At 53.9% G+C, this 24,604-nt stretch carries 20 protein-coding genes; 13 read left to right on the top strand and 7 right to left on the bottom strand.

The features are described 5' to 3' along the window. The first annotated feature begins 6 nt into the window (after positions 1-6). The 3 genes from ACHUEV_RS04615 (at position 7) to ACHUEV_RS04605 (ending at position 3,040) form a co-directional block, all read left to right on the top strand. Entirely contained in the window at positions 7-1,200 is a 1,194-nt protein-coding gene (locus ACHUEV_RS04615; protein WP_394177890.1) for a helix-turn-helix domain-containing protein, read from the top strand. 77 nt (positions 1,201-1,277) lie between these two features. Next, complete coding sequence (gene ispG, locus ACHUEV_RS04610) at positions 1,278-2,405, top strand: flavodoxin-dependent (E)-4-hydroxy-3-methylbut-2-enyl-diphosphate synthase (RefSeq protein WP_394177889.1); 1,128 nt, start codon at positions 1,278-1,280, stop codon at positions 2,403-2,405. Positions 2,406-2,590: 185 nt separating this feature from the next. Beyond that, positions 2,591-3,040 (top strand): hypothetical protein, encoded by a 450-nt coding sequence (locus tag ACHUEV_RS04605; RefSeq protein WP_394177888.1) that lies wholly within the window; start codon positions 2,591-2,593, stop codon positions 3,038-3,040. A gap of 124 nt (positions 3,041-3,164) precedes the next feature. On the opposite strand, the gene ACHUEV_RS04600 is transcribed toward ACHUEV_RS04605, so the two are convergent. Both ACHUEV_RS04600 and ACHUEV_RS04595 read right to left on the bottom strand, forming a co-directional pair. Then, on the bottom strand, positions 3,165-3,932 hold the full coding sequence (locus ACHUEV_RS04600) for an MBL fold metallo-hydrolase (protein WP_394177887.1): 768 nt from the start codon (positions 3,930-3,932) through the stop codon (positions 3,165-3,167). A 99-nt stretch (positions 3,933-4,031) separates the two neighbouring features. Then, the gene (locus ACHUEV_RS04595) at positions 4,032-4,772 is read right to left on the bottom strand and encodes a DsbA family protein (RefSeq protein WP_394177886.1); all 741 of its coding nucleotides are present in this window, start codon (positions 4,770-4,772) and stop codon (positions 4,032-4,034) included. Between the two features lie 125 nt (positions 4,773-4,897). Here ACHUEV_RS04595 and ACHUEV_RS04590 point away from each other — a divergent pair, with 125 nt between their 5' ends. The 5 genes from ACHUEV_RS04590 to ACHUEV_RS04570 all read left to right on the top strand — a co-directional run bounded on the left by ACHUEV_RS04590 (position 4,898) and on the right by ACHUEV_RS04570 (position 11,812). Then, the gene (locus ACHUEV_RS04590) at positions 4,898-6,043 is read left to right on the top strand and encodes a pyridoxal phosphate-dependent aminotransferase (protein ID WP_394177885.1); all 1,146 of its coding nucleotides are present in this window, start codon (positions 4,898-4,900) and stop codon (positions 6,041-6,043) included. Next, positions 6,040-7,182 (top strand): N-acetylmuramoyl-L-alanine amidase, encoded by a 1,143-nt coding sequence (locus ACHUEV_RS04585; protein ID WP_394177884.1) that lies wholly within the window; start codon positions 6,040-6,042, stop codon positions 7,180-7,182. The genes ACHUEV_RS04590 and ACHUEV_RS04585 overlap by 4 nt, the downstream gene beginning before the upstream one ends. Before the next feature lie 98 nt (positions 7,183-7,280). Further along, the gene (locus ACHUEV_RS04580; RefSeq protein WP_394177883.1) at positions 7,281-9,800 is read left to right on the top strand and encodes a penicillin-binding protein 1A; all 2,520 of its coding nucleotides are present in this window, start codon (positions 7,281-7,283) and stop codon (positions 9,798-9,800) included. A 71-nt stretch (positions 9,801-9,871) separates the two neighbouring features. Beyond that, positions 9,872-10,996 (top strand): peptide chain release factor 2, encoded by a 1,125-nt coding sequence (gene prfB / locus ACHUEV_RS04575; protein ID WP_394177882.1) that lies wholly within the window; start codon positions 9,872-9,874, stop codon positions 10,994-10,996. A gap of 72 nt (positions 10,997-11,068) precedes the next feature. Then, positions 11,069-11,812: a DUF2189 domain-containing protein gene (locus ACHUEV_RS04570; protein ID WP_394177881.1), complete on the top strand. Its 744-nt coding sequence runs from the start codon at positions 11,069-11,071 to the stop codon at positions 11,810-11,812. Positions 11,813-11,862: 50 nt separating this feature from the next. Here ACHUEV_RS04570 and ACHUEV_RS04565 read toward each other — a convergent pair whose 3' ends face one another. From ACHUEV_RS04565 to bcp, 5 genes are all read right to left on the bottom strand, one after another. Next, positions 11,863-12,954 (bottom strand): LysM peptidoglycan-binding domain-containing protein, encoded by a 1,092-nt coding sequence (locus tag ACHUEV_RS04565; protein WP_394177880.1) that lies wholly within the window; start codon positions 12,952-12,954, stop codon positions 11,863-11,865. 221 nt (positions 12,955-13,175) lie between these two features. After that, a complete protein-coding gene (locus ACHUEV_RS04560) occupies positions 13,176-13,676 on the bottom strand; it encodes a bactofilin family protein (protein ID WP_394177879.1) in 501 nt (166 codons plus the stop codon). Next, a complete protein-coding gene (locus ACHUEV_RS04555; RefSeq protein WP_394178272.1) occupies positions 13,666-14,973 on the bottom strand; it encodes a DUF5930 domain-containing protein in 1,308 nt (435 codons plus the stop codon). The genes ACHUEV_RS04560 and ACHUEV_RS04555 overlap by 11 nt, the downstream gene beginning before the upstream one ends. A gap of 161 nt (positions 14,974-15,134) precedes the next feature. After that, the gene (locus tag ACHUEV_RS04550; protein WP_394177878.1) at positions 15,135-15,947 is read right to left on the bottom strand and encodes a ferritin-like domain-containing protein; all 813 of its coding nucleotides are present in this window, start codon (positions 15,945-15,947) and stop codon (positions 15,135-15,137) included. Beyond that, positions 15,944-16,411, bottom strand: a complete 468-nt coding sequence (bcp, locus tag ACHUEV_RS04545) for a thioredoxin-dependent thiol peroxidase (RefSeq protein ID WP_394177877.1) — start codon at positions 16,409-16,411, stop codon at positions 15,944-15,946. Before bcp ends, ACHUEV_RS04550 begins: the two co-directional genes overlap by 4 nt. Before the next feature lie 84 nt (positions 16,412-16,495). Between bcp and ACHUEV_RS04540 the strand changes: the two genes are divergently transcribed. From ACHUEV_RS04540 to lpdA, 5 genes are all read left to right on the top strand, one after another. After that, a complete protein-coding gene (locus ACHUEV_RS04540; RefSeq protein WP_394177876.1) occupies positions 16,496-19,786 on the top strand; it encodes a YhdP family protein in 3,291 nt (1,096 codons plus the stop codon). Then, a complete protein-coding gene (gene queA / locus ACHUEV_RS04535) occupies positions 19,786-20,850 on the top strand; it encodes a tRNA preQ1(34) S-adenosylmethionine ribosyltransferase-isomerase QueA (protein WP_394177875.1) in 1,065 nt (354 codons plus the stop codon). Before ACHUEV_RS04540 ends, queA begins: the two co-directional genes overlap by 1 nt. 87 nt (positions 20,851-20,937) lie before the next feature. Further along, entirely contained in the window at positions 20,938-22,203 is a 1,266-nt protein-coding gene (locus ACHUEV_RS04530; RefSeq protein ID WP_394177874.1) for an MFS transporter, read from the top strand. A gap of 133 nt (positions 22,204-22,336) precedes the next feature. Beyond that, the gene (locus ACHUEV_RS04525; protein WP_394177873.1) at positions 22,337-22,918 is read left to right on the top strand and encodes a DUF924 family protein; all 582 of its coding nucleotides are present in this window, start codon (positions 22,337-22,339) and stop codon (positions 22,916-22,918) included. A 103-nt stretch (positions 22,919-23,021) separates the two neighbouring features. Next, positions 23,022-24,416, top strand: coding sequence for a dihydrolipoyl dehydrogenase (gene lpdA / locus ACHUEV_RS04520; RefSeq protein WP_106355722.1), 1,395 nt, complete (start codon positions 23,022-23,024; stop codon positions 24,414-24,416). The last annotated feature ends 188 nt before the right edge of the window (positions 24,417-24,604 follow it).

The raw sequence follows: 24,604 nt of genomic DNA, 5'->3' as shown, positions 1-24,604 counted from the left end.
CAGTCGATGATCAGGAAGACCTTCAAGCGCGAAAACGCACAGAAGGACGTTCAAGCTAAAAGCTTTGACGACTTTGAATTGCGACTCGGTGATTTAATGCGCGGCGAACGTGCGACCATGGGCAAAAGCCTGTTGGACGTTCAGCGCGAACTTAAAATCAAAGCAGCATATATCGCAGCAATTGAAAATGCAGATCCATCTGCATTTGATACGCCAGGCTTTATTGCTGGGTACGTGCGGTCTTATGCGCGGTATCTGCGTATGGACCCAGACGAAGCATTCGCAACCTTTTGTAAAGAAAGCGGTTTTGCGACTGCGCATGGTATGTCTGCTGAGGCGTCATCGCTTCAAGGGAAATCTGGTGACCCCATTGCGGCCCCCCTTGGTAAAGACATTTTTTCAGGTTCAGCGACACCGTTCATCCCAGCAGGGGATGCGGTCATGGCGCAGTTCGAGCCGCGGGCCGTTGGGTCTGTCATGGTGTTGATCGCCTTGATCGGTGGTCTTGGCTATGGCGGTTGGACCGTTTTGCAAGAAGTTCAAAAAGTTCAGTTCGCACCAGTAGAGCAAGCACCAGTCATCGTATCGGAGCTGGATCCACTGTCAGGTGCGGCAAATGCGGTTGAAACCTCTGACGCTTTGGCGGGCTTTACAGCCCCATCGCGCGAGGCGTTAGACCGGCTTTACCGCCCACAGGCGCTAGATGTGCCAGTTTTGGTTGCACGCGATGCGCCGATTTCAACACTGAATCCGGGCTCTATCGGCTCAATTATGCCTGCTGTAGAGGTCGAACCTGCTACTGCGCTGGCTGAAGCTGTGACCGACACGCCACACCCACCTGTGGTCCAAGTTGTCGAACCTGACGTTCCAGAACTGCAGTTGGTTGCAGTGCGCCCTGCGTGGGTACGTGTTCGTTCTGCAGACGGCACTGTGATTTTTGAAGGCGTGATGGCGCCAGGCGAGAATTTCGAAGTTCCTGCAACTGAAGCACCTGCAACTTTGCGTGTTGGTGAAAGCGGCGCGATGTATTTTGCGGTTAACGGTGTTCACTATGGTCCAGTTGGCCAAAGTGGGGTGGTAACGTCGAATGTTGCATTGAATGCTGACAGCCTGCGTGAAACCTATTCTGTGGCAGATTTGTCTGCAGACGATGATCTGGCAGAGGTCGTGCGCGTCGCGGAAAATAACGCGAGCGAATAACCTGCGTTAGACTGGTTGCTGCGTCCGTCATTGATGCTTAGATTGAGGGCAAATCGCGTTTGCCCGAAAGCAGCACCATGTCCCTGAACAACATCCGTCCTTGGCGCACAATTGAGCGTCGGAAATCCCGTCAGATTATGGTTGGCAATGTGCCCGTTGGGGGCGATGCGCCCATTTCTGTACAGACCATGACCAATACGTTGACGACTGACGTGAAGGGGACAATTGCACAAATTCAGGCGGCTGCGGATGCGGGCGCGGATATTGTCCGTGTGTCTGTGCCGGACGAGGCATCAAGCAAAGCACTGCGCGAGATCGTTCCCGAAGTATCGGTACCCATCGTTGCTGATATTCACTTTCACTATAAACGCGGGATTGAAGCCGCAGAGGCAGGGGCTGCCTGCCTGCGCATCAACCCCGGCAACATCGGTGACGAAAAGCGCGTCAAAGAGGTGATCAAGGCCGCGCGCGACTATAACTGTTCGATCCGGATTGGGGTGAATGCTGGGTCGCTCGAAAAGCATTTGCTGGATAAATACGGTGAACCTTGCCCGGATGCGATGGTCGAAAGCGGGCTGGATCACATCAAAATCCTGCAAGACAATGATTTCCACGAATTTAAGATTAGTTGTAAGGCGTCAGATGTCTTCATGGCTGCTGCGGCGTATCAGCAACTCGCCGATGCGACTGACGCGCCAATCCACCTTGGCATCACAGAGGCCGGGGGGCTGATCAGCGGTACCGTAAAATCTGCCATCGGGATGGGAAACCTGTTGTGGATGGGGATCGGCGACACGATCCGCGTGTCCCTGTCTGCTGATCCGGTTGAAGAAGTGAAAATGGGTTTTGAAATCCTCAAATCCCTTGGCCTACGTCACCGCGGCGTCAATATCATTTCCTGCCCATCCTGCGCGCGGCAGGGCTTTGACGTAATCAAAACTGTCGAGGCGCTGGAAAAACGGCTTGAGCACATCAAGACCCCAATGAGCCTAAGCATCATCGGCTGCGTCGTGAACGGCCCCGGTGAGGCGCTGTTGACAGACGTCGGTTTCACCGGAGGGGGCGCGGGATCAGGGATGGTCTATCTTGCGGGTAAGCAAAGCCACAAACAATCCAACGACGACATGATCGAACATATCGTCGAGCAGGTCGAAAAGAAGGCCGAAGAATTGGAAGCTGCGCAGAACGTGGAAGCGGCGGAATAGAGTGTCTGTCGAATGTCTGGTTCGAGCCCAAAGTGCATGATGCTGCGTTCGTCACCAATGACTGCTTTTGCGCTTGATACGAAAGAGACGCTGGCACCCAGCGGGGTACAGTCTGGGTTCAGACGCCTCATTTTGGTCGTCCTTTTCATTTATCGAACGCGGTTAAACGACGAAGGAGTAATGCAATGGAACAGACAATCGAAGAGCGACCAGCCAAATTTGGATTGGTTGGGTTCATACTGGGTATTGCAAGCCTGGTCGTTGTTCTCATACAATTATCTGCATTTTTTGAGCCGCAAGAAAAAAGTAGCGGTACCGTCATTGGCGAGATTGCAGTAGAAATCAAGCAATCAGCCGCGCGTGCATTGGCGGGTGAGCCAGCTCCACAGCCCACTCCACCGCCTCGAAACTATCGTCAGTTCATCACGTTTTCCGCGCTATGTGTGGCGGGTATTGCAGTAGTGCTTGGTGGCATAGGATTATACCGAAACGAACCACACCGGCTGTCATATTTGGCCGTTGGTATCGGCGTTTCAGCACTTGTGATGCATTATGTGTTCTGGTTGGCGATACTGATTTGCGGCATAGCCTTGCTCGTCAGTATTATCGGAAATCTTGATAGTATTCTCGGCTAAACGCAAAGACTCTCATCGACAAAACAGACCTTCGCCGTTCGACATTTGATGGCGGCTTCGTCCCGCATAGGGGCCACTAGCTCTATTGTCTGCAGGGCAGTGAATATCGCCCTGCAGCTTTGATTTAGCTATACCAGTTGCCCATTTTTACTTCGGTCTCGCTGGTCAGGAGACTTGCGAATTCTTCGGGGTCTTGTGTGCCTCCGTCGCGGCCCCGGTAGTGGTAGGGGTAGACGTAGGTGGGGGCGAATTCGGCGACTGCGGATGCAGCTGCGGTGGCGTCCATCGTGAATGGCAGGTTCATGCAGACAAAGGCCACGTCGATGTTTTCGAGCGCGCGCATTTCGGGGATGTCTTCGGTATCGCCTGAAATATAGATGCGCAACCCATCGACTGACAGCACGTAGCCGTTGTCTCGGCCTTGTGGGTGAAAGTTCAGCCTGTCTTCGGTGATGTTATAGGCGGGGATTGCTTCAATCCCGATCTCACCTGCGCGGGCGGTTTCACCATTGGCCATGGCTGTGGTGCTTGCCTGTAGGTCCGCTGACAGCATGTCATAGACAGCCGGGTTTGCGATCATCGCTGTTTGCTCGGTCGCTAAGGCGGCCAGCGTTTCAGCGTTATAATGGTCGCCATGTTCGTGGGTTATCAAAATGAAGTCTGCCGCGGGCAATGCTTCGTAAAGTGATGGTTCACCGACCGGGTCGACATAGACAACGCCAGCCGGCGTTTCCATGACGAATGATGCATGTGCGATGGGGTGAATAGTGACCGTGCCGTTCACGGTTTCAAAGCTATCGGCGCTGTGTCCAGCGGCGTTCAAGCGATAAGGCAGCAAGGTTACAGTTCCCAGTGCTGCGGCGGTGCGTAGAAAGGTACGACGTGTTGTCATTGTCCAGCTCCTTGTTGGATGCAATATCTGCCAGCGAAAACTAGCCCGCTGGCGGATATTGTCGACTAGAGCTTACTGACGATCACGTGAAGTTTGCAACTATTCGCGAAGACCAGCGACAAGCTGTTCCATTGCGTCCAGCGGAACATATCCACGCAGCAGCTGGTCTTCGATCACAAACGTTGGCGTGCCTGAGATTTGCATTTGCTGACCAAGTTGGCGGTTTTGGGTTATCACATTGGTTACTTCGTCGGAATCCATTTTGGCGATGATGGCCTGTGCATCAAGTTCTAGAATTTCGGCCAATCGCGTCATGCTGGCCTGTGTGATGTCACCGCGAAATTCCATCAGCGTGTCGTGCACTGATTTATAGGCGTCGTCACCGGCCACCAATAGGGTTGCGACTGCGAACCGCGATGCCAGCACTGATTGTTCGCCCAAGATTGGAAATTCTTTCACGATAAGCCGAATATTTGTATCCGCGGCAATCAGGGCTTCGATTTCAGGAAATGCCCGTTTGCAGTAGCCGCAACGGTAATCCATGAATTCAACGATTGTAATGTCACCAGCCGGGTTGCCGCCTACATAGGAATACCGATCATTGAACAATGCATCGGAGTAGGTTGCGATCATCTCCATATCGGTGGTGACCTGCGCTTCTTGTTCGCGCTGCTGCAGCACTGCAAAGGCTTCTTGCATCACTTCGGGGTTATCAAGCAGGTACGCGCGGACCTCTGCGCGAAAGGCTTCTCGCTCTGCGTCGGTCATCGCGTCCAGTTCGAGGGCAGCGACGGGGCCAGACATGGCTAGCATCAAGGGCAGGGCAAAGCGTAAGGGCATCTAGGTCTCTCGTTAACGTAAATTTGGTGAAGGACAGATCATATATGCCGATGAATGCCAAGGTGCATTGACCTCACATGCTGGTGACGGGCAAACAGGGCCAAAGAAAAACGGTAGGCAGGCATATGCGACATTCATCCCGAGGCGAGGTTGATCCATTCATTGTTATGGACGTGATGGAGGCAGCCCGGAAAGCCGAAGAGGCGGGGCGCCACATCATCCATATGGAAGTTGGCCAGCCCAGCACGGGCGCGCCAGCTGGTGCACGTCAAAAGCTGATTGCGGAGTTGGAACAGCCGTTGGGTTACACCGTTGGTCTTGGTCTGCCTGAACTGCGTAGTCGGGTCGCCCGACATTATGGTGAATGGTACGATGTCGACTTGGACCCAAAGCGGGTTGTTGTCACGAGCGGCGCTTCGGGTGCGTTCCTGCTCGCGTTTTCGGCGCTGTTTGATAACGGTGAGCGGGTTGGATTGGGTACGCCGTGTTATCCATCTTATCGCCAAATCCTTAAGGCCGTTGGCCTGAACCCAATTGATATTCCAACCACGTTTGCGCAACGGTTTCAGCCCTTGCCAAGCGATGTCGCGGATTACGACCTAGATGGGTTAATCGTCGCATCACCTGCCAACCCAACCGGAACCATGCTGGACGCCGATGCGCTAACTGCTTTGTCGAATGCTTGTCAGGCAAGGGATGCCGCACTTGTCTCGGACGAGATTTATCACGGCATTGATTACGACACTGCCCCAGTCACGGCGTTGCAGGTGACTGATGATGCTTACGTTGTGAACTCTTTCTCAAAGTATTTCTCAATGACTGGCTGGCGCGTTGGCTGGATGATCGTCCCTGATGACCATGTCCGCCGGATAGAGCGCTTGGCGCAGAACATGTTCATTTGCGCCCCACATGCAGCGCAACGCGTTGCGTTACATGCGATGGATTGCACCGAAGAACTTGAACAGAACAAAGCCGTTTATGCGGTAAACCGTGCGCTTATGATTGATGGCTTGCGTGCTGCCGGATTAACGCGTTTCGCGCCGCCTGATGGCGCGTTCTATATCTATGTCGACGTGTCGGATTACACTGATGACGCGCTGAAATTTGCAGCTGAAATACTGGATGAGGCAGGCGTTGCGGTGACACCGGGGCTCGATTTCGATGCGGCGCGCGGTCACCATTGGCTCCGGTTTTCATATGCGCGTGGCACGGATGATATCAAAGAAGGGCTAGATCGCATTGCACGTTTCATGGAGGCGCGTAAGCTGTGATCCGTCTGATTTTCACTTTGCTATTCCTATGCCATGGGGCGGCTGCGCAGGTCGTGGTCGATCCTGAACGGACGGTAGTTCGCGATGGGTGGTGGCAACTTGAGATTCAGGTGGGTCTATCAAGTGTGACGCCTTATAGATTGTTTACATTGGATAATCCTAGGCGTCTCGTTGTGGATTTTCAGGGTGCCGAGTGGCCAGATGTGATGCCTGAGGAACTGCTGTCTGGTGATCGTGCGACTGGTCTACATTTTGGTGCACTGGATACAGAATGGTCGCGATTGGTCGTTGACCTTGCCGGTCCAATGCGTGTGACCGAGGCGGCAATGACCCGGACCGATGCAGGTGCTGACCTTGCAATCGTGTTGAAACGTACGAAGGCAAGGGCATTTGGTGCGGAAGCGGGTGCGCCAGTTCAGGCAAGAGTTTTTGAACCTGTCGCTATGCCCATGCCCGAAACCGACGTTGATGGCTTTACTGTGGTGATTGATCCGGGGCACGGGGGCATTGATCCTGGTGCGCTGCGCGGTGGGGTGAAAGAGGCTGAGTTGATGCGGCTTCTTGGTTTAGAGGTCGCACAAGCGGTCAATCAGCTGGATGGCGTTCAAGTCGTCATGACACGTGATCGTGATGTGTTTGTACCGTTGGATGCGCGGGTCACATTTGCGCGCGCTGTTGGGGCGGATTTATTCATCTCACTACATGCTGACGCACTTGAAGAAGATGACGCAAGTGGCGCTTCTGTATACACATTATCGAAAGACGGTGGGTCGAGTGCCTCGCGTCGAATGGTCGAACGGCACGAACGTGGCGATTTGCTGGCAGGCGTTGATTTAGCCGATCACGGGGATCGGGTTGCGACCGTCTTGATGGATTTAGCGCGGGCGGAAACCGGCCCTCGGGGGCGGCAATTCGCCGATCTACTTATTTCAGAAATGAAAACTGCAGGGGTACGTGTCAACGGTCGCCCCCATCGCGAAGGTCAGCTTGCGGTCCTGACGGCAGCCGATTTTCCTAGTGTTTTGATAGAGGTAGGGTTTCTTTCGAACGCCCAAGATCGTGCACAGTTGGCCAATGCGACCGGTCGTGCGCGGATTGTATCTGCCATCACGGAAGCGGTTGCTGAATTTACTCAGTAAAACGTGAATATTACAGGCCGTAATTCCCATTTGGCCTTTTGACCATTCAGCTGCGGCGGCGTATAAGCCCAACCGAAACTATAGGACACAGATCACACGTGCTGCGCTTCATTTTCTCTTTCATCGGCGGGATTTTCACCTTGCTGACCATGGGCCTTATCATGGGCGCGCTGACACTTGGTGGCGTGTTCTACATGTATGGCCAAGACCTGCCGACATATGAAACGCTTGCGCGTTATCAGCCCAAGACGATCAGCCGGATTTATTCGAACGAAGGGCAGATCATCGATGAATTCGCGGCAGAGCGGCGTTTGTTCACGCCAGCCGAAGAGATCCCTGACCTTGTGAAGCAGGCGTTTATCTCGGCCGAGGATAAGAATTTCTATACGCACGGTGGGTATGATCCGCGCGGTATCTTGGCTGCGATCGTCGAAGGTGTGACTTCGCGTGGTGAAAACCTGCGTGGTGCGTCCACAATTACCCAGCAGGTGATGAAGAACTTCCTGTTGGACGGATCGACCACGCTGGAACGGAAAATCAAGGAAATCATTCTCGCGACTCGAATCGAAGGCGCGATGAGCAAGGAACAAATCCTTGAGCTGTACCTGACTGAGATTGACCTTGGCGTGCGTTCGTTTGGCGTGACAGCTGCGGCGCGGTCATATTTTAACAAACCGCTATCTTCGCTTAGCCCCGCAGAAGCCGCGTTTTTGGCTGTGCACCCAAAGGCACCATATAGCTATCACCCGGTCCGGAACCGGGATGCGGCCATTGCGCGTCGTAACTTTATTCTACGTGAAATGTTTGAAAACGGATACCTGACCCAAGCTGAACTGGCTGAGGCAATGAATGATCCGTTGCGTACTGTGCAGAACGGCGATTTCCCTAGCTTCCAAGAAAGCCTGCCACCGCGCGATTACTTTACCGACGAAATCCGCCGCCAGCTTTCACAAAACTTTGGCGAAGATGAATTCTTCTCGGGTGGTCTTTCTATTCGGGCGACTGTTGATCCTGAACTGCAAGTGAACGCTGCGCATTCGCTCCAGCGTGCGTTGGAAGAATATGATCGTGGTACTTCGATTTGGCGCGGCACAGGCAAGACGATTGCCGAAGACCAGCTTGGTAAGGAAGAGCAATGGCGTGCTGCGCTGCGTGAAGTGAACGTGGCCCGTGATGTTGACCTTGAAACGAAATGGTACCCTGCGGTCGTTTTGGCCGTTGAAGAGAACCAGCTGCGCCTAGGTATCGAAGATGTGGTCGAGACAGAGGCAGAGCCCTTTGTCGTCCCGCGTCGTGACATCGAATGGATGCGTGGCGACTTCTTTGAAAACTTTACAGTTGGCGATGTTGTGCATGTCCGCAAGATGATCGCCGATGATGATGGATCGTTCATTCGTTGGACTCTGCGTCAAGTCCCAGAAGTGCAGGGCGGCTTTATGGCGATGGACGTGAACACTGGCCGGGTCATCGCAATGCAGGGTGGCTTTAGCTACCAGTATTCGGTCTTTAACCGTGCTACACAGGCGCAGCGGCAGCCGGGTTCATCGTTCAAGCCATTCGTCTATGCAGCAGCGCTTGATAGTGGGTATTCGCCTGCGACGATCGTGGTGGATGCGCCGATTACGATTAACACACCACAAGGTGTTTGGCGGCCCAAGAACTCTTCTAACCAGTTTTATGGCCCGACACCTTTGCGTACTGGTATCGAACGTTCCCGGAACCTGATGACCATTCGTTTGGCGCAGGAAATCGGGATGGACACTGTTGCGCAATACGCCGAGAAATTCGGGGTTTATGAAAACATGAACCAAGGTTTGGCTGCTTCACTGGGTGCCGATGAGACCACTCTGTTCAAGATGGTTGCTGCTTATGCGATGTTCGCAAATGGTGGTGAACGGGTTGAGCCAACATTGGTTGACCGGGTGCAGGACCGTTACGGTAACACCGTCTATCGCCATGATCAGCGTATCTGCGAAGACTGTCAAAATGCCTATATCCCCGAAGGGTTTGCACCGCGGATCGTTTCAAATCGTGACCGCGTAATGAACGAAATCACTGCCTACCAGCTGACATCGATGATGCGCGGTGTTGTTGAGCGCGGTACGGCGAGTAGCGCCATTAACTTGCCTGTTCCCATCGCCGGCAAGACCGGTACAACAAACGATGCAAAAGATGTCTGGTTCGTTGGTTTCTCGTCCAACATCGTAGCTGGATGCTACATTGGTTATGATACCCCACGTACCTTGGGCCGCAGCGCTTCTGGTGGTGGTATTTGTGGTCCTGTGTTTAACCGCTTTATGGGCGAAGCGATCAAGCATTACGGTGCGGGTCCATTCACGCCACCAGCCGACTGTCAGTTCATTAATATCGACCGCTACAGCGGCGCGCGTTTGCCGGATGGCACATCGGGCGAAAACGTGATCGCAGAATGCTTCCGCCCCGGCGAAGAGCCGCTGTTCGGCATTACCTTTGATGGTGGTTTTGCGATGGCGGGTGATCTGCCATTATTTGACGAGGTTCCACGTCAGGGCCGTCAGGTCACGACATCGACAGGTGAAACTGCGACTGTAGGTCCAAAAGCAACATTTGGTACGCTTTCAACAGGTGGTCTTTACTGACCACCTGCTTGTGGGTGCGCACGCCGCACTGTAATACCCCCTGATAATTCATTCACGTAAGTAGGTGCATCATGCGCGCAGAAATCCAGACTACCGTTGAAGCGATCGAAAAGTCGCTGACCCTGCTTGCGCAGCGGATGGACCGCGAAACCGCGCCACATCGGCTAGAGGAATTCAACGCCCGCGTTGAAGATCCGACCCTGTGGGACGATCCTGATGCGGCACAAAAACTGATGCGTGATCGTCAGATGTTGGTTGATGCAATGGCCAACTATGATGGGATCGCCCAAGAATTGGCCGACAACGTCGAGCTGATCGAATTGGGTGAAATGGAAGACGACGCCGAGGTCGTGACAGAAGCCGAAAATGGCATTCTAGCCCTACGCGAAAAGGCAGCCCAAAAAGAGCTTGAGGCACTGTTGGACGGCGAAGCCGACGCCAATGACACGTTCCTTGAAATCAACGCGGGTGCGGGCGGTACAGAAAGCTGCGATTGGGCAAATATGCTGGCGCGGATGTATGTTCGCTGGGCCGAGAAAAAAGGCTACAAGGTTGAATTGCAGTCAGAGCAGTCCGGCGATGAAGCAGGCATCAAATCTGCATCATATAAGATCAGCGGCCATAATGCCTATGGGTGGCTAAAGTCTGAAAGTGGCGTGCACCGTCTGGTCCGCATTTCACCGTTCGATAGTGCCGCCAAGCGCCACACATCGTTTACGTCAGTTAAGGTCTATCCGGTTGTCGACGATAATATCGAAATCGAAGTGAACCCATCTGACATCCGTTTGGACACCTACCGTTCATCGGGTGCTGGTGGTCAGCACGTGAACACCACGGATTCCGCAGTTCGGATTACCCACTTTCCGACTGGAATCGTTGTGACGTCTTCTGAAAAGTCGCAACACCAAAACCGCGACATTGCGATGAAGGCACTGAAATCGCGCCTGTATCAGATGGAGCTCGATAAACGCTCGACACTGGTCAACGAGGCGCATGAAAACGCAGGTGATGCAGGTTGGGGCAACCAAATCCGGTCTTATGTGCTTCAGCCTTACCAGATGGTCAAAGACCTGCGCACAGGGTTTGAAACCTCGGACACCAAGGGCGTGCTTGATGGTGATCTTGATGGTCTAATGGGCGCGACTTTGGCTATGGATGTTTCTGGCAAAAGCCGTGCCGAAGCCAACGCCGAGTAATTTACATAGACTGGCACGCGTTTGCTTCCTATTTTTCAATTGGGCGTATTGCCCGATTGGAGGATTTATTGAATGTCGCAGCCGGTCGTCCAGCAGCTCAAATTCGGTGACCTAAAGGCAGTATTGGCCGCAGGCATAGCCGATTTTCGAAACGCGCCTCAGTTCGGGCTGTTCTTCAGTGCCGTCTATGTCTTGGGTGGGTTTCTGTTGATCTGGCTTGGGGCAGGGCATGTCAGCTGGGTTCTGGCAACATCGCTTGGCTTTCCTTTGATCGCACCATTTGCCGCTGCGGGCCTTTACGAGGTCAGCCGCAGAATAGAAACCAGCCAGCCGCTGTTGTGGCCGCAGATCCTTGGCATTGTTTGGAATGAACGTACACGCCAACTGCCGTGGCTGGGGGCGATCATAGTGATCTATTTTCTGTTCTGGACCTTCCTCGCACATATGATTTTTGCGTTGTTCATGGGGCTGTCGACGATGACCAATGTCTCAGAAAGCTACGAGGTATTCTTAACCCCCAACGGTTTGTCCATGATCGTGGCCGAACTGGGAATAGGGGCAGTGCTCGCGTTTGTGCTATTCTCGCTGACCGTGGTCAGCCTTCCGCTGGTGTTGGACCGGGAAATAGATTTCGTGACCGCGATGATCCTGAGCGTGCAGGTCGTGCGGCGCAATCCGGTCGTTATGCTAATGTGGGCTGCGGTGATCGCCGTTCTATCGCTCGCGGCTTTGGTGCCGTGGTTCTTAGGCCTCATGGTCGTATTGCCGGTGTTTGGACATGCGACGTGGCATTTGTATCGGCGCGCGATTGTGTAAACAAAAAGGGCGCCAAATCGGCGCCCTTTCTCATTCAATCTTTGGACCGATTACTGTGTTTGTGCACGGTGCGCAGACAGGTGACGGTTCACGATTTCAAACCACTGTCCGTCAGCTTTGATCGAAGCGATGCCGCTGTTCATCATAGCCAGCATTTCTTCACGGTGTGGGTTCGATTTTGCGATGACTGGGCTCAGGTTCAGAACCTTGGTCAGCTGTTCGTTCAGCATGATTTGGTCCTGTGCGCCCAGTTCCAGAACAGCGCCTTGGCCGGGGTCAACCGCAATGACGACGACATCATATGTGCCATCGAGCAGACCAGCCATGCAGCCAGTGATCAGACCCTCTTGGCCGAATTTGATCGCCGGTTCGACAAGACCGTCTTCTTCCAGAACGAATGTTTCATATCCGTCGGGGCGACAGATGCTTTTGCCTGCCAGCTCTGCGTGGGTCGCAGGCAAAGGTTCGCCAGCGCGTCCGAAGTAACCCAAGAGGATTTCGAACATTGGGTCGGACCATTCAAAGTTGTTGCAGCGAAACTTTGCGTCATCGCCCAGTTGGTCGATCAATTCACAAGGTGGTTCATACCATGCTGTCGCAAAGTCATAGGCGTGATCTGTCAACAGCGGCTGTAGGTGCGAACCCCAGTCGTTGATAAAGTCGATTTTGTATTCTGGGTTTCCGTCTGCCGCGGCCAATGCCATGTTGGTCAGCTCGGTGATCATGCCGCCTTGTTCTTGGCTTTCGTCAAAGTAGGGGGCCCAATCGGTCGCTGTCACAACCCGGACGCCAACATCGGTGGGGGCGGCCAGCTGCTCGGTCGTAATGACCTTACGGATGAGCGCTTCGTTCGCCTGAGATTCAGTTTCACCACCGAGACATGGAATGTCGATCACTTGCCCAAGAGAAATAAGACCTGGGTTCGGTCCAATCTTTTCAACGTTCGCACTGTAGATGATCTGGAAGTCGGACGCAGAACCGTAGACCCTTTTGGCGATGCCGGAAAGTGAATCACCTGTGGCGATCGTGTATGGAGCACCGCAGGAGATTTCTTGGGCTGCGGCGCTTTGCGCTGAAATCGTAAAGCCCAGTGCAGCTGCGCTGACGGATAGGGCCCGCAAGGCGGGTTTATAATAGTTCACAGGTTTCTCCATTTGTGAGCGGTCGTTATTTTTATTGACTAGTTAATCAAAGTTACTCGGAGACAATCCTAGAGATCGACGAAACAAGCGGCTGAAATCAGACCCGTTCGCGGCATTTTTCTGGCATTTCATCACCCAGTGAAAATGCTGGAAATTTTTGAGAGTGAACGAAAAAAGGGCGCCCGATAGGGCGCCCTTTGAAGCTGTGAATTATTCGTAGCTTAGGATTTTGCGCTGTCAGCTGCTGCGCTTGTTGGCATCTTTTTCGAGCCAGTAGAAAGCGGATCATCCTGACGCTGAACAGAGCCTTCAAAATGGGCGCCGCTCTCTATCGCGATGGTCTTGTGAATGATGTCACCTTCGACGCGTGCAGTCGATGTCAGGCGCACCTTCAGGCCACGCACACGACCAACAACGCGGCCGTTTACGACCACGTCGTCTGCAACAACTTCACCCTTGATCGTAGCGCCTTCGCCGACTGTCAGCAGGTGCGCACGAATGTCGCCTTCTACCTGACCTTCGACTTGGATGTCGCCGCTGGTTTTTAGGTTACCAGTGATCAGCAAGTCAGAAGACAGCATCGATGCTGCTGGCTTTGCCTTAGGAGGAGCTGCCTTGAAGTCCGAACCTGACGCAGCGGTTTTTGTCGCGTCAGCGGCTTTGGGTGTTTCGGTGTCGGCCGACTTGGGCCCCGGTTCATTGATTTTGGATTTAGAAAACATCTTGTCCAGCTCTTATATAGATCATGGGGTTAACGGGCTCGCCTCCGACGCGAACCTCGTAGTGAAGGTGTGGGCCAGTCGAACGACCTGAGTTGCCCATATCACCAATTCGTTCTCCGCGCGAGACTCTTTGCCCGACGGTTACGTTCATCGCACTTAAGTGTGCGTATCTTGTCTCAATACCAAAGTCATGCTGGATTTTGATCAGGCGACCATAGCCCGACGACCAACCGGCATGAACAACACGGCCATCAGCAGTTGCGTAGATTGGCGTGCCGATAGGTCCTGCAAAATCGGTACCAGCGTGTAGACGCCCCCAGCGTGGGCCAAACCCAGAGGTAAAGCGGAAGTTTGCTTTGACAGGGATATCAAACGGGGCCTTTTCAGCAGCGATGCGGTACAGGTTGATCCGGTCCATAGATGACAGGATCGCGTTGGCGCGCAACGCATCTGGATCCGGCTCACCACCACGTGTTGAGAACTGAATTGGTGTGAGTGGGCCCCCTTGGCCTGAATAACCACGGCGAACCTGATCCAACATGTTGTCGGGGTTCATGCCCGCGGCGCGGAACATATCGTCAAGCGGTTCAACTGAAACCAACATGGCTTCTTCTAGCTGGCGGAAAATCTGGTCGTTGCGTTCCTGAAGTAGGCGCAGTTCCAGTTCGATCTCTTGCGCGTGACTGATTGCGAACTCTGCGTCGGCAGCGATCATGTCTCGTTCAGCAGCTGTTTCCGCCAAAGCGTTGGCAAGTAGATCAACAGTGCCGACAGCTTCTTGGCTAATGGCGGCCACAGCGCTAGGGTCAACTTCTTCGGTCAGGGCTGCGACTTGAGCACGCGCTTCTTCGCGGGCTTTCATGGTGTCGCGCAGGGTTGCTTGCACGACATCAAGACCAGTTTCCAGTTCGCGGCGCTTTTCTTCGGTGGCCAGCAGTTCTGACTGCATGATCGAAATCTGACGCAGGGCAGAGTTAAAGCGTTCTTGGGCTGCTGCTGCTTCGAGTGCTCGCACATCGCGTTCAGATGAAAGCGCGTTTAGGCGCTGTTCATATGTCATCTGATCTCGCTGTGCTTGTGCGCGAAAGTTTCCGGCGCCGATACTGTCCATCAATAAGATAGCGGTGGCGACGATGGTCCATGCCACAACAACAGTGCAACCGATCCAAGCGACCAGTTGGGTTTCAGAACTGAGACGGATAAACCGTGTCTCTGAATCTGATCTGAGAAAGAGGCGGCGTTCAGGGAACCAGCGTTCCAAAACGGCGTGTGTAGTTTTTGTCAGGCGTGATCGCACGATGAGGTCCTGTGTCGTCCCGTTAATATTTACTGGTCCCCACACCAGCGTTGCCTACGTCTGTAAGCAGCCAAGGCGCTCGCTGCAAGAAATTTGCGCATAGCCCGCGGGATTACGCCACTAGAGGTTGTTACTGCGCGAAGGACCGCCAAAGAACGCGCCTATTTTTTGCGTTGTTCAGCAAGCGGCCAATAAAAGTCAGGCGGAATGCCTGCTTCTGCACGTTTTTCTTCGTTGAAAGGTGGTTTCAAAGCGGAGTGGAAGTATTTGCGTACAAGATCATGAAAGACGCCAGTCGGGTCAAGGTCATGTCGTCCACACAAAAAGTTGAACCATTTCGACCCATATGAAACGTGGTGAACCTCTTCGGCATAGATAACTTCAAGCGCGGCGACCGCTGATTTGTTTTTCGCCTGCTTGAAGATATTGATCATCCCAGGTGTTACATCGAGGCCGCGTGCCTCGAGCACCATGGGCACAACGGCAAGCCGCCCCATCAGGTCATCGACAGTGTCTTCTGCCGCGCACCACATGCCCGCGTGGGCAGGGAGTGCACCGTAATGGCTGCCCAATTCTTCGAGACAATCACACATCAGGTTAAAGTGCTTTGATTCTTCGTCAGCGGATTTGACCCAATCGTCGTAGTAGCCAAGTGGTAATTTGATATGGGCAAAGCGCGGGATGATATCCCAGTGCAGATCAATTGCGTTTAGTTCGATATGCGCGACCGCATGCAAAAGCGCGATGCGTCCTTCTTCGGTACCCGGTTTGCGATGTGGAACATCACGCGGGTCCAGCAGTTCTGGCTTTTCTGGGCGGGCAGGGCGCAAAGGCGGTTTGGCGTTGCCAATTTCGAGCGGTGTGCCATTTGCACGCGCCTCGCGCCATTGCGCAGCGTATGTACGTGAAAGCGCCGCTTTTTCGCGACCGTCTGCGGTATTTAGGACCGCAACTGCCATTTCCGAAAGGGTCATAGATCGCGAACTGCCTGAAGAACCTCTTCGACGTGACCGGGTACGCGCACTTTGCGCCACACCTGCGCGATGTTGCCATCAGCGCCAATAAGGAACGTCGCACGTTCGATCCCCATGAATACTTTGCCGTACATCTTTTTCTCAACCCAGGTGCCATACCGTTCACATACGTCGCCTTCTTCATCTGAAAGAAGTGCGATCTTGAGGTTTTGTTTTGCGACGAAGTTGTCGTGCTTTTTGACCGAGTCCTTTGACACACCAAGGATGACCGTGTTCAGCGCTTCGAATTCAGCAAGGCTCTCGGTGAAACCGATTGCCTCTTTGGTGCAGCCTGATGTGTTGTCGCGGGGATAAAAGTAAAGAACCACATTCTTGCCTGCGAAAACCGCCAAGTTCACAATTTCGCCGCCGTCTCGGGGCAGGGTGATGTCCGGGGCTTTGTCGCCGACAGAAAGAAGGGTCATGATGCGTCCTTTTGTACGTTGTGCTTTTGTTTTAACTCGGCACAAGCAAAGATAAAGGCCCAAGGCCCCCAAAGCGGAGAGATCGTGGAAGAAACTGAGGAGCAAGCAGAACCGCAACCAGCGGTAAAGCCGCGCAAAAATTTGCGTCGGTGGTTGTTTTGTTTGCGTGCGCTGTTTGTCATCTGCGTTGCCCCCGTGATTTTTGTCGCGGTGGCTGCGGTAATGATGATCAACCGCGAAATAACCGCGCCGTCTTGGATTGTTGAACAAATCGAAACCCGCGCAGCCGAAGTGCTGGATGGTGCGCAGCTGGACTTTGGTTCGATTACTGCGCGTATTGGTCGTGATTTGCATCCGCATGTACGGTTGGTTGATACCCGCCTGTTTGATCGGGATGGCGTGATGCTGACCCGGGTGCCAGTGGTCGAGGGCATGATGTCGCCGCGTGGATTGATTCTGCGCCGTGAAGTGTTGATGCAAGAAATACGCCTTATTGGTGCGCAGATTAATTTACGCCGCGCACGCGATGGGACGGTGGCCGTCGCTTTGGCGTCTGATGCTGCAGAGGTCAGTCAGGCCCGGTCTGTGCCTGAATTGTTGGACCAACTTGATCAGGTGTTTGAACGCCCTCAGCTTGAAGCGCTTGAGACTGTGCGTGCTGAAGGGCTGATCGTGAATTTTGACGACGCACGCGCGCGACGCAGCTGGGTCGTGGATGGTGGCACGCTTGCTTTAGATTTGCGTGACGGTGAAACCGCATTGCGTGGGAACCTTAGCTTGCTGTCAGGGCGGGCGGGCGTCACCACGGTGAACCTGTCTTACAGCAGTCCACGTGGCAGTCGCCGTGCGCAATTGGCCGTCAATATAGACGACGCGATCACAAGCGACATCGCAGCGCAATCGCCAGCGCTGACATGGTTGCGTGACGTGGACGCCCCGATCTCAGCCGCACTGCGGACAGAGCTGGACGATGACGGTGCACTTGGCCCGCTTAGCGCCACTTTGGAGATCGGCCGAGGTGCCTTGCAGCCCAATGACGCGACCAAACCGGTACAGTTCGAAGCAGCCAAAGCATACCTAACCTACGACCCCATCCGCGATAAGATATCGTTCACTGATATTGCGCTTGAGACAGAGTGGGGCAGTTTCCGCGCTAATGGTGACGCTTACTTGCGTGAGATCATGAACGGATTGCCGCGTGCCTTGATTGCGCAGTTCAATTTTCAGGATGTCGCGCTGAACCCATTGGGGTTGTATGAGGCAGCGCCAACGATTGAAGAGGCGTCAGTTGATCTACGCCTGCGGTTTGATCCGTTTCGCGTGGACCTTGGCCAGATGGTTGTCCGTAATGGTGACTTGCAAGTTTTGTCGCGCGGTTCGATGACCGCGGCAGAAGATGGTTGGCACGGGGCCTTTGACAGCGAGATCAACGAAATTGATCCCGAACAGCTGCTCGCGTTTTGGCCACCAAACGTCAAGCCGCGCACACGGATGTGGATTTCTGAAAACCTGTCAAAGGGCCGCTTAACTAATGGCAATGTCGGCATTCGTGTCGCGCCGGGACAACCGCGTGATCTCGCGCTTGGGTTTGAATTCCAAGAGGCGGATGTGCGCTTTATGCGTCATATGCCGTTGATCCACGAAGGTGCGGGCGTCGCTTCGATCATAGATCATCGGTTTGTCGTAACGCTTGATGACGGGAATATCGTGCCAGCGCAGGGTGGGCCGATTAATGCGTCAGGGACAACGTTCACCATCCTCGATACGCGTCAAAAGCCAAGCGACGGCGTGGTCGATCTTGCGCTGGACGGTTCGGTAACTGCGATTTTATCCGTACTGAACAACGAACCGTTTTCCTTTTTAGACAAGGCAGAAAGGCCCGTCACATTGGCCGATGGTCGCGCGCAGGTTTCTGGGCAGATCGGTTTTCCAATGAAGCGCGGGTCAAGTCTGGATGAAATTGACCTAAATATCGCGGCTGTACTGCGCGGTATTCGCAGTGATCAACTGGTGCCTGACCGTGTTTTGGCCGGATCGCGTTTGGAGGTTGCTGTTGATAATGCTGGCATCACTATCGCAGGGCCAGTGCGCGTGGGCGACGTGGCAGCGGATGGCACCTGGACAAAGCAGTTTGGCGCAGAACACGCAGGCCAAAGCCGGGTTTCAGCGAATGTCGCGCTTTCCCAGTCATTTATGGATGAGTTCAACATCGCATTACCGCCCGGTTCGGTTTCAGGGAATGGTCGCGGTGATTTGATAATCGATTTGGCTAAAGGGCGCCCACCAGCGTTTTCATTGGCGTCCAATTTGCGCGGGTTGCGTGTGGCAATTCCGGCTGTGGGCTGGGTAAAGCCCGCAGACCAATCTGGCAATCTTCGCGTCAGCGGTACGCTTGGCGCGGTTCCTAGCGTTGATCGGCTGCAAGTTAGCGGCGCAGGGCTGACGGCTGATGGTCGCATAAGGTTGGCGTCGACAGGTGGGCTTGAAACCGCGACCTTCAGCAAGCTGCAAATCGGGAACTGGCTGAACGCGCCTATCACGCTTCAGGGAAGAGGTCGGGGGCAGCCCGTTGGTGTCGTGATAAACGGCGGAAGCTTGGACCTGCGTCGCGCCCGATTTGGCGCAAGCGGCGGTGAGGGCGGGCCGATGCAAGTGGCGCTGGATAGGCTTCAGATCACCGAAGGTATCGCGCTATCCGGTTTTCGTGGGACGTTTAACGGGGCCAATGGCTTTTCTGGGCAGTTCCAAGGGTTAATGAACGGCGCGGCTGCGGTTGAGGGGGTGATCGCACCACGTGATGGGCGCTCTGCTGTGCGCCTGACAAGTAATGATGCCGGTGCGGTCATTCGTGCAGCTGGCTTTATGAATAATGCGCGCGGAGGCAACGTCAGCCTGACCTTGCTGCCTGCGGGTGGCGCTGGAACCTTTGATGGGACGCTGTTGGTCCGCGACATCCGCGTGCGCGATGCGCCGACTATCGCCGCACTACTCGATGCGATCAGTGTTGTCGGGCTTTTGCAGCAGTTGGACGGGCAGGGGCTGAGTTTTGACGAGATCGACGCAAAGTTCCGCCTGACGCCGCAGCAGGTCATCGTTTCAGAGGCTAGTGCCGTTGGTCCGGGTCTTGGCATTTCGATCGATGGCATTTACACGCTGGCCAACAAGCAGATTGACCTGCAGGGCGTCGTTTCTCCGTTGTATTTGGTGAACAGCATTGGTTCCTTTTTGACCCGTAAGGGCGAAGGGCTGATTGGGTTCAACTTTAACATCAGAGGCACCTCAGATGCCCCTCGGGTCAGCGTAAACCCACTTTCGGCGCTGACACCGGGCATGTTCCGGGAAATCTTTCGCCGCCCGCCACCGGAAACAAATTGATGAAGCTAAGTGACTTTGATTTTGACCTGCCAGAGCAGCTGATCGCAACGCGGCCTGCGCGGCCGCGCAGCTCTGCGAAACTGCTTTTGGCTGACAACGACGGCATTTCTGACTGCGTGGTGTCGGATTTGGTGGACATATTGCAGCCGGGTGATCGGCTTGTCCTGAATGATACTAAGGTTATTCCTGCACGTCTGACAGGCCAACGCTTTCGTAACGGTGAAACAGGGCTGACAAGTTCCAAGATCGAAGTCACCTTGCTGGATCCGCGCCCGACGGGCGAATGGTCGGCATTGGTTAAGCCACTGCGCAAAATTCGTGATGGCGAAGATATCGTGTTTTCAGACGTTTTGACAGCGACTGTGACAGGTCGGGCTGATGGGCAGGCATTTTTGCAGTTCAATCTGAAGGGCGACGATTTTGATGCGGCGTTGGCTGAAGTGGGTGCGATGCCGCTACCGCCATATATCGCGGCGAAACGGCCAGCGGATGAGGCGGACAAAGAAGATTACCAAACCTATTGGGCGCGGCATTCAGGTGCAGTCGCAGCACCAACAGCATCGCTCCATTTTGACGGGCCGCTGCTGGATGCGTTGAAGGCGCGCGGCGTTGATTTCACCCATGTTACCTTGCATGTCGGGGCCGGAACATTCCTGCCGGTAAAAGTAGACGACGTGCGCGACCACAAAATGCATTCCGAATGGGGCGAGGTTACTGAGCAAGCTGTCGCAGAAATCAACGCAACCAAAGCTGCGGGTGGACGAGTCATTCCGGTTGGGACGACTGCATTGCGGTTGATCGAAACTGCGGCGCGTGATGGCGGGTTAAAGCCTTGGGTCGGTCCAACGGATATTTTCATCACACCCGGTTTTCAATTTCAGGTGACTGATGGGCTCATGACCAACTTCCATTTGCCGAAATCGACGCTCATGATGTTGGTGTCTGCACTGATGGGCGTACAGCGCATCAAGGACATTTATTCTCATGCAATTGGAACGGGTTATCGGTTCTTTAGCTACGGCGATGCATCGCTTCTTTTGCCCCCTAAACCGAAAGCGACGTGAACAGACAAGACAGCGTCGTTTTCGTATGATGAACTTTGCAAAGAATCATCCATAGGAGCGATCTGCCAAATCGCAAAGGGGCGCACGGTGCTACAGGTTTTTACTGGCTCATGGGCCTTGTTTGTTGGGATGTTCATGTTGATGGTCGGAAACGGCCTTCAGGGGACATTGCTAGGTCTGCGTGGTGACCAAGAAGGGTTCAGTACGCTTGCGCTGTCCATTGTCATGTCCGCCTATTTCGTGGGCTTTTTGTTTTCGTCACGCTACACGCCAGAATTGATCCGCCGGGTCGGGCATGTTCGGGTGTTTGCCGCGATGGGGTCTTTGATCTCGGCGGTTTTGATCTGTTACCCCGTACTGTTAGAGCCGTGGGCCTGGACGATTGGCCGGGTTATCATCGGATTTTGTTTTTGCGGTGTGTATATCACAGCAGAAAGCTGGCTGAATAATGCGGCGACCAACGAAAACCGTGGCAAGGCACTGTCCGTCTATATGATCGTTCAAATGGCAGGGATCGTCTTTGCACAGTGGATCGTCAGCCGCGGTGATGTTTCTGGTTATACGCTATTTATCATCCCGTCAGTGATGGTGTCCTTGGCGTTTGCCCCGGTTTTGTTATCTGCGCGTCCAATGCCCGCGTTTGAAACAACAAAACGTATGAAAATCAAAGACCTGATCGCTGCTTCTCCGCTGGCGTGTTTCGGGATGTTTATGCTGGGTGGCGTGTTTGCAGCCCAGTTCGGCATGTCCGCTGTCTATGGCAACCGGGTGGGGCTGACTGTTGGAGAAATCTCATTCTTTGTATCCGCTATCTATGTCGGTGCACTGGTTCTTCAGTATCCCATCGGTTGGCTGTCTGATCGCATGGATCGCCGTTTCCTGATCATTGGGCTTGCATTCATTGGTGGCGCCGGGTCGCTTGTTGCATACTTCATCACTGATAATTTTGCGGTCATCGTATTTAGCGGCGCTGTTGTTGGTGGGATGTCAAACCCGCTGTATGCGCTGCTGTTGGCCTATGCGAACGATTACCTCGACAAAGAAGACATGGCAGCCGGTTCAGGCGGTTTCTTGTTCGTGAACGGGGTAGGCGCAATTGCCGGCCCGCTGATCGTTGGCCGGATGATGGATGTGATCGGAAACAGCGGATATTGGTTGTTCACCGCGGTGCTCATGCTCGCGATTGGGGGCTACGGTTTATACCGGATGACACAGCGTCCTCGTGCTGATCTTGATATGGAGGTCGTGCCTTATGCGCCGGTTTCAGCGGCTTCAACGCCCATCGTCGCAGAAGTGGCGCAAGAGGTCTATATCGAGGCTGGCGAAGAGGATGAGGCCATCGAGCCAGCCTAATTCTGATGCCAGAACGACACTGTTGGTGACATGCTGAAAGATCATGTGACCAATAGTGGTCTGTAACATCTTGTCAGATCGTCACTTGTCTGCTTGGCTTGACCCAGCGACATGTTGGTTGAGGAGTGGAGCCATGGTAACCCCTGAAGAGGTGTTGGCGTTTTGGTTGGATGAGTGCACACCCGCGGATTGGTATAAATCGGATCCCGCGTTTGACGCGCTCATACGTGAACGATTTCTAGAAACCTGGGAGGAGGCGGATGCTGGTGCTTGCGGGCTTTGGCTGACTTACCCGAGCGGCACGCTTGCTTACATCATCTTGACCGATCAGTTCCCGCGCAACATGTTCCGCGATGAAGGCAAGGCATTCGCAACAGACCGTGTCGCGCTCGCGGCGGCGAAAATGGCGATTGACCGCAATTGGGATATGAAGATCGACGAACCTGCACGACAGTTTTTCTATCTGCCGCTCATGCATTCTGAATGTTTAAGTGACCAAGATCGCGCGGTCCGGTTGTTCCATTCGCAAATGCCGCTTAGTGGGGCAAGCAACATTGATCACGCCTGTGCACATCGCACCGTGATACGTGACTTTGGCCGTTTTCCATACAGAAACAAAGCATTAGGTCGTGAGACTACGGCGTTGGAGCAAGAGTTTTTGGATGCAGGCGGCTACCGCGCGGCCTATCAGGCACAACTAGAAAGCGTCGCTTAGCCCCCGTTGCGCAGATCAAATGCCTGTTATGACCCAAGGTCACTAGAGGTCCGCTGAGAAATAGTTTAGTGTTCAACTAATTTCAGATTTGGAGGATCAGCGCATGGCTGCGAAGAACTTTGACATGATCGTAATCGGCGCTGGCCCGGGTGGCTATGTGGCTGCAATCCGTGGCGCGCAACTCGGCCTAAACGTCGCCGTGATCGAGCGTGAAAACCTTGGCGGTATCTGCCTGAATTGGGGCTGTATCCCAACGAAAGCGCTGCTGCGTTCGTCTGAGGTGTTTCATCTTATGCACCGTGCCAAAGAGTTCGGTCTGTCGGCGGATGGCATTGGCTATGATTTGGATGCTGTCGTCAAACGTTCGCGCGGTGTTGCCAAGCAGATGGAAGGCGGCGTGAAGCACCTTTTGAAAAAGAACAAGGTCACCGTCATCATGGGCGAGGCCACGATCCCGGCTAAAGGTAAGGTATCGGTCAAATCTGACGCCGGTACCGAAGAACTGACCGCCAAGAACATCGTTCTGGCAACTGGCGCACGTGCCCGCAATCTGCCGGGTCTTGAGGCCGATGGCGAACGTGTTTGGTCCTATCGTCATGCCTTGGTGCCACCACACCAGCCGAAAAAGCTATTGGTGATTGGCTCAGGTGCGATCGGGATCGAATTCGCGAGTTTTTACAACACACTAGGCGCTGATACGACTGTGGTCGAAGTCATGGACCGTGTGCTGCCCGTAGAAGACGCCGAAATCAGTGCCTTCGCGAAAAAGCAGTTCGAAAAGCAGGGTATGAAGATCATGGAAAAATCCGTGGTCAAGCAGCTTGATCGTACAAAAACCAAAGTAACAGCCCACATCGAAACGGGCGGCAAGGTTATCAAAGAAGAATTCGACACTGTTATTAGTGCCGTGGGCATAGTTGGTAACGTCGAAGGTCTGGGCCTAGAAGGCTTGGGTGTCAAAATTGATCGCACCCATGTTGTGACAGATGAATTCTGCCGCACTGGTGTTGATGGTTTATATGCGATTGGCGATATTGCTGGTGCACCGTGGCTTGCGCACAAAGCATCCCATGAGGGTGTGATGGTAGCAGAAGTTATCGCAGGTAAGCACGCGCATCCCGTGAAACCGGAAAGCATCGCTGGCTGCACATATTGCCATCCTCAGGTGGCCAGCGTCGGCTACACCGAGGCGAAAGCCAAAGAATTGGGTTACGACGTGAAGGTCGGTAAATTCCCATTCATCGGTAACGGTAAGGCCGTCGCGCTTGGTGAGCCAGAAGGCATGGTGAAAACTGTGTTTGATGCCAAGACCGGCGAATTACTGGGCGCTCATATGGTTGGCGCCGAAGTGACAGAGCTGATCCAAGGCTACGTCGTGGGTCGTCAGTTGGAAACAACCGAAGAAGACTTGATGAACACAGTCTTCCCGCACCCCACATTATCAGAGATGATGCACGAGAGTGTGTTGGCCGCTTATGGTAAAGCCATTCACATCTAAAAAGTTGAGATAAGAAATTCAAAACGGGCGGTAACGATGTTGCTGCCCGTTTTTGTTTATAGAGCAATGACCGATCTAAATACCCGAATGGGTTGAGAGCGAATTGCTTTGCGAATCTCTTAGGGTTGTAATTGTGCTAGTGGGCAATTGTGGCCGTTTTAACCGGAATTATCCCCAAAAATTATCGC

The organism is Yoonia maritima (genome assembly GCF_043641945.1).
Taxonomy (GTDB): domain Bacteria; phylum Pseudomonadota; class Alphaproteobacteria; order Rhodobacterales; family Rhodobacteraceae; genus Yoonia; species Yoonia maritima_B.
This window is presented reverse-complemented; position numbering and strand designations above follow the sequence as displayed.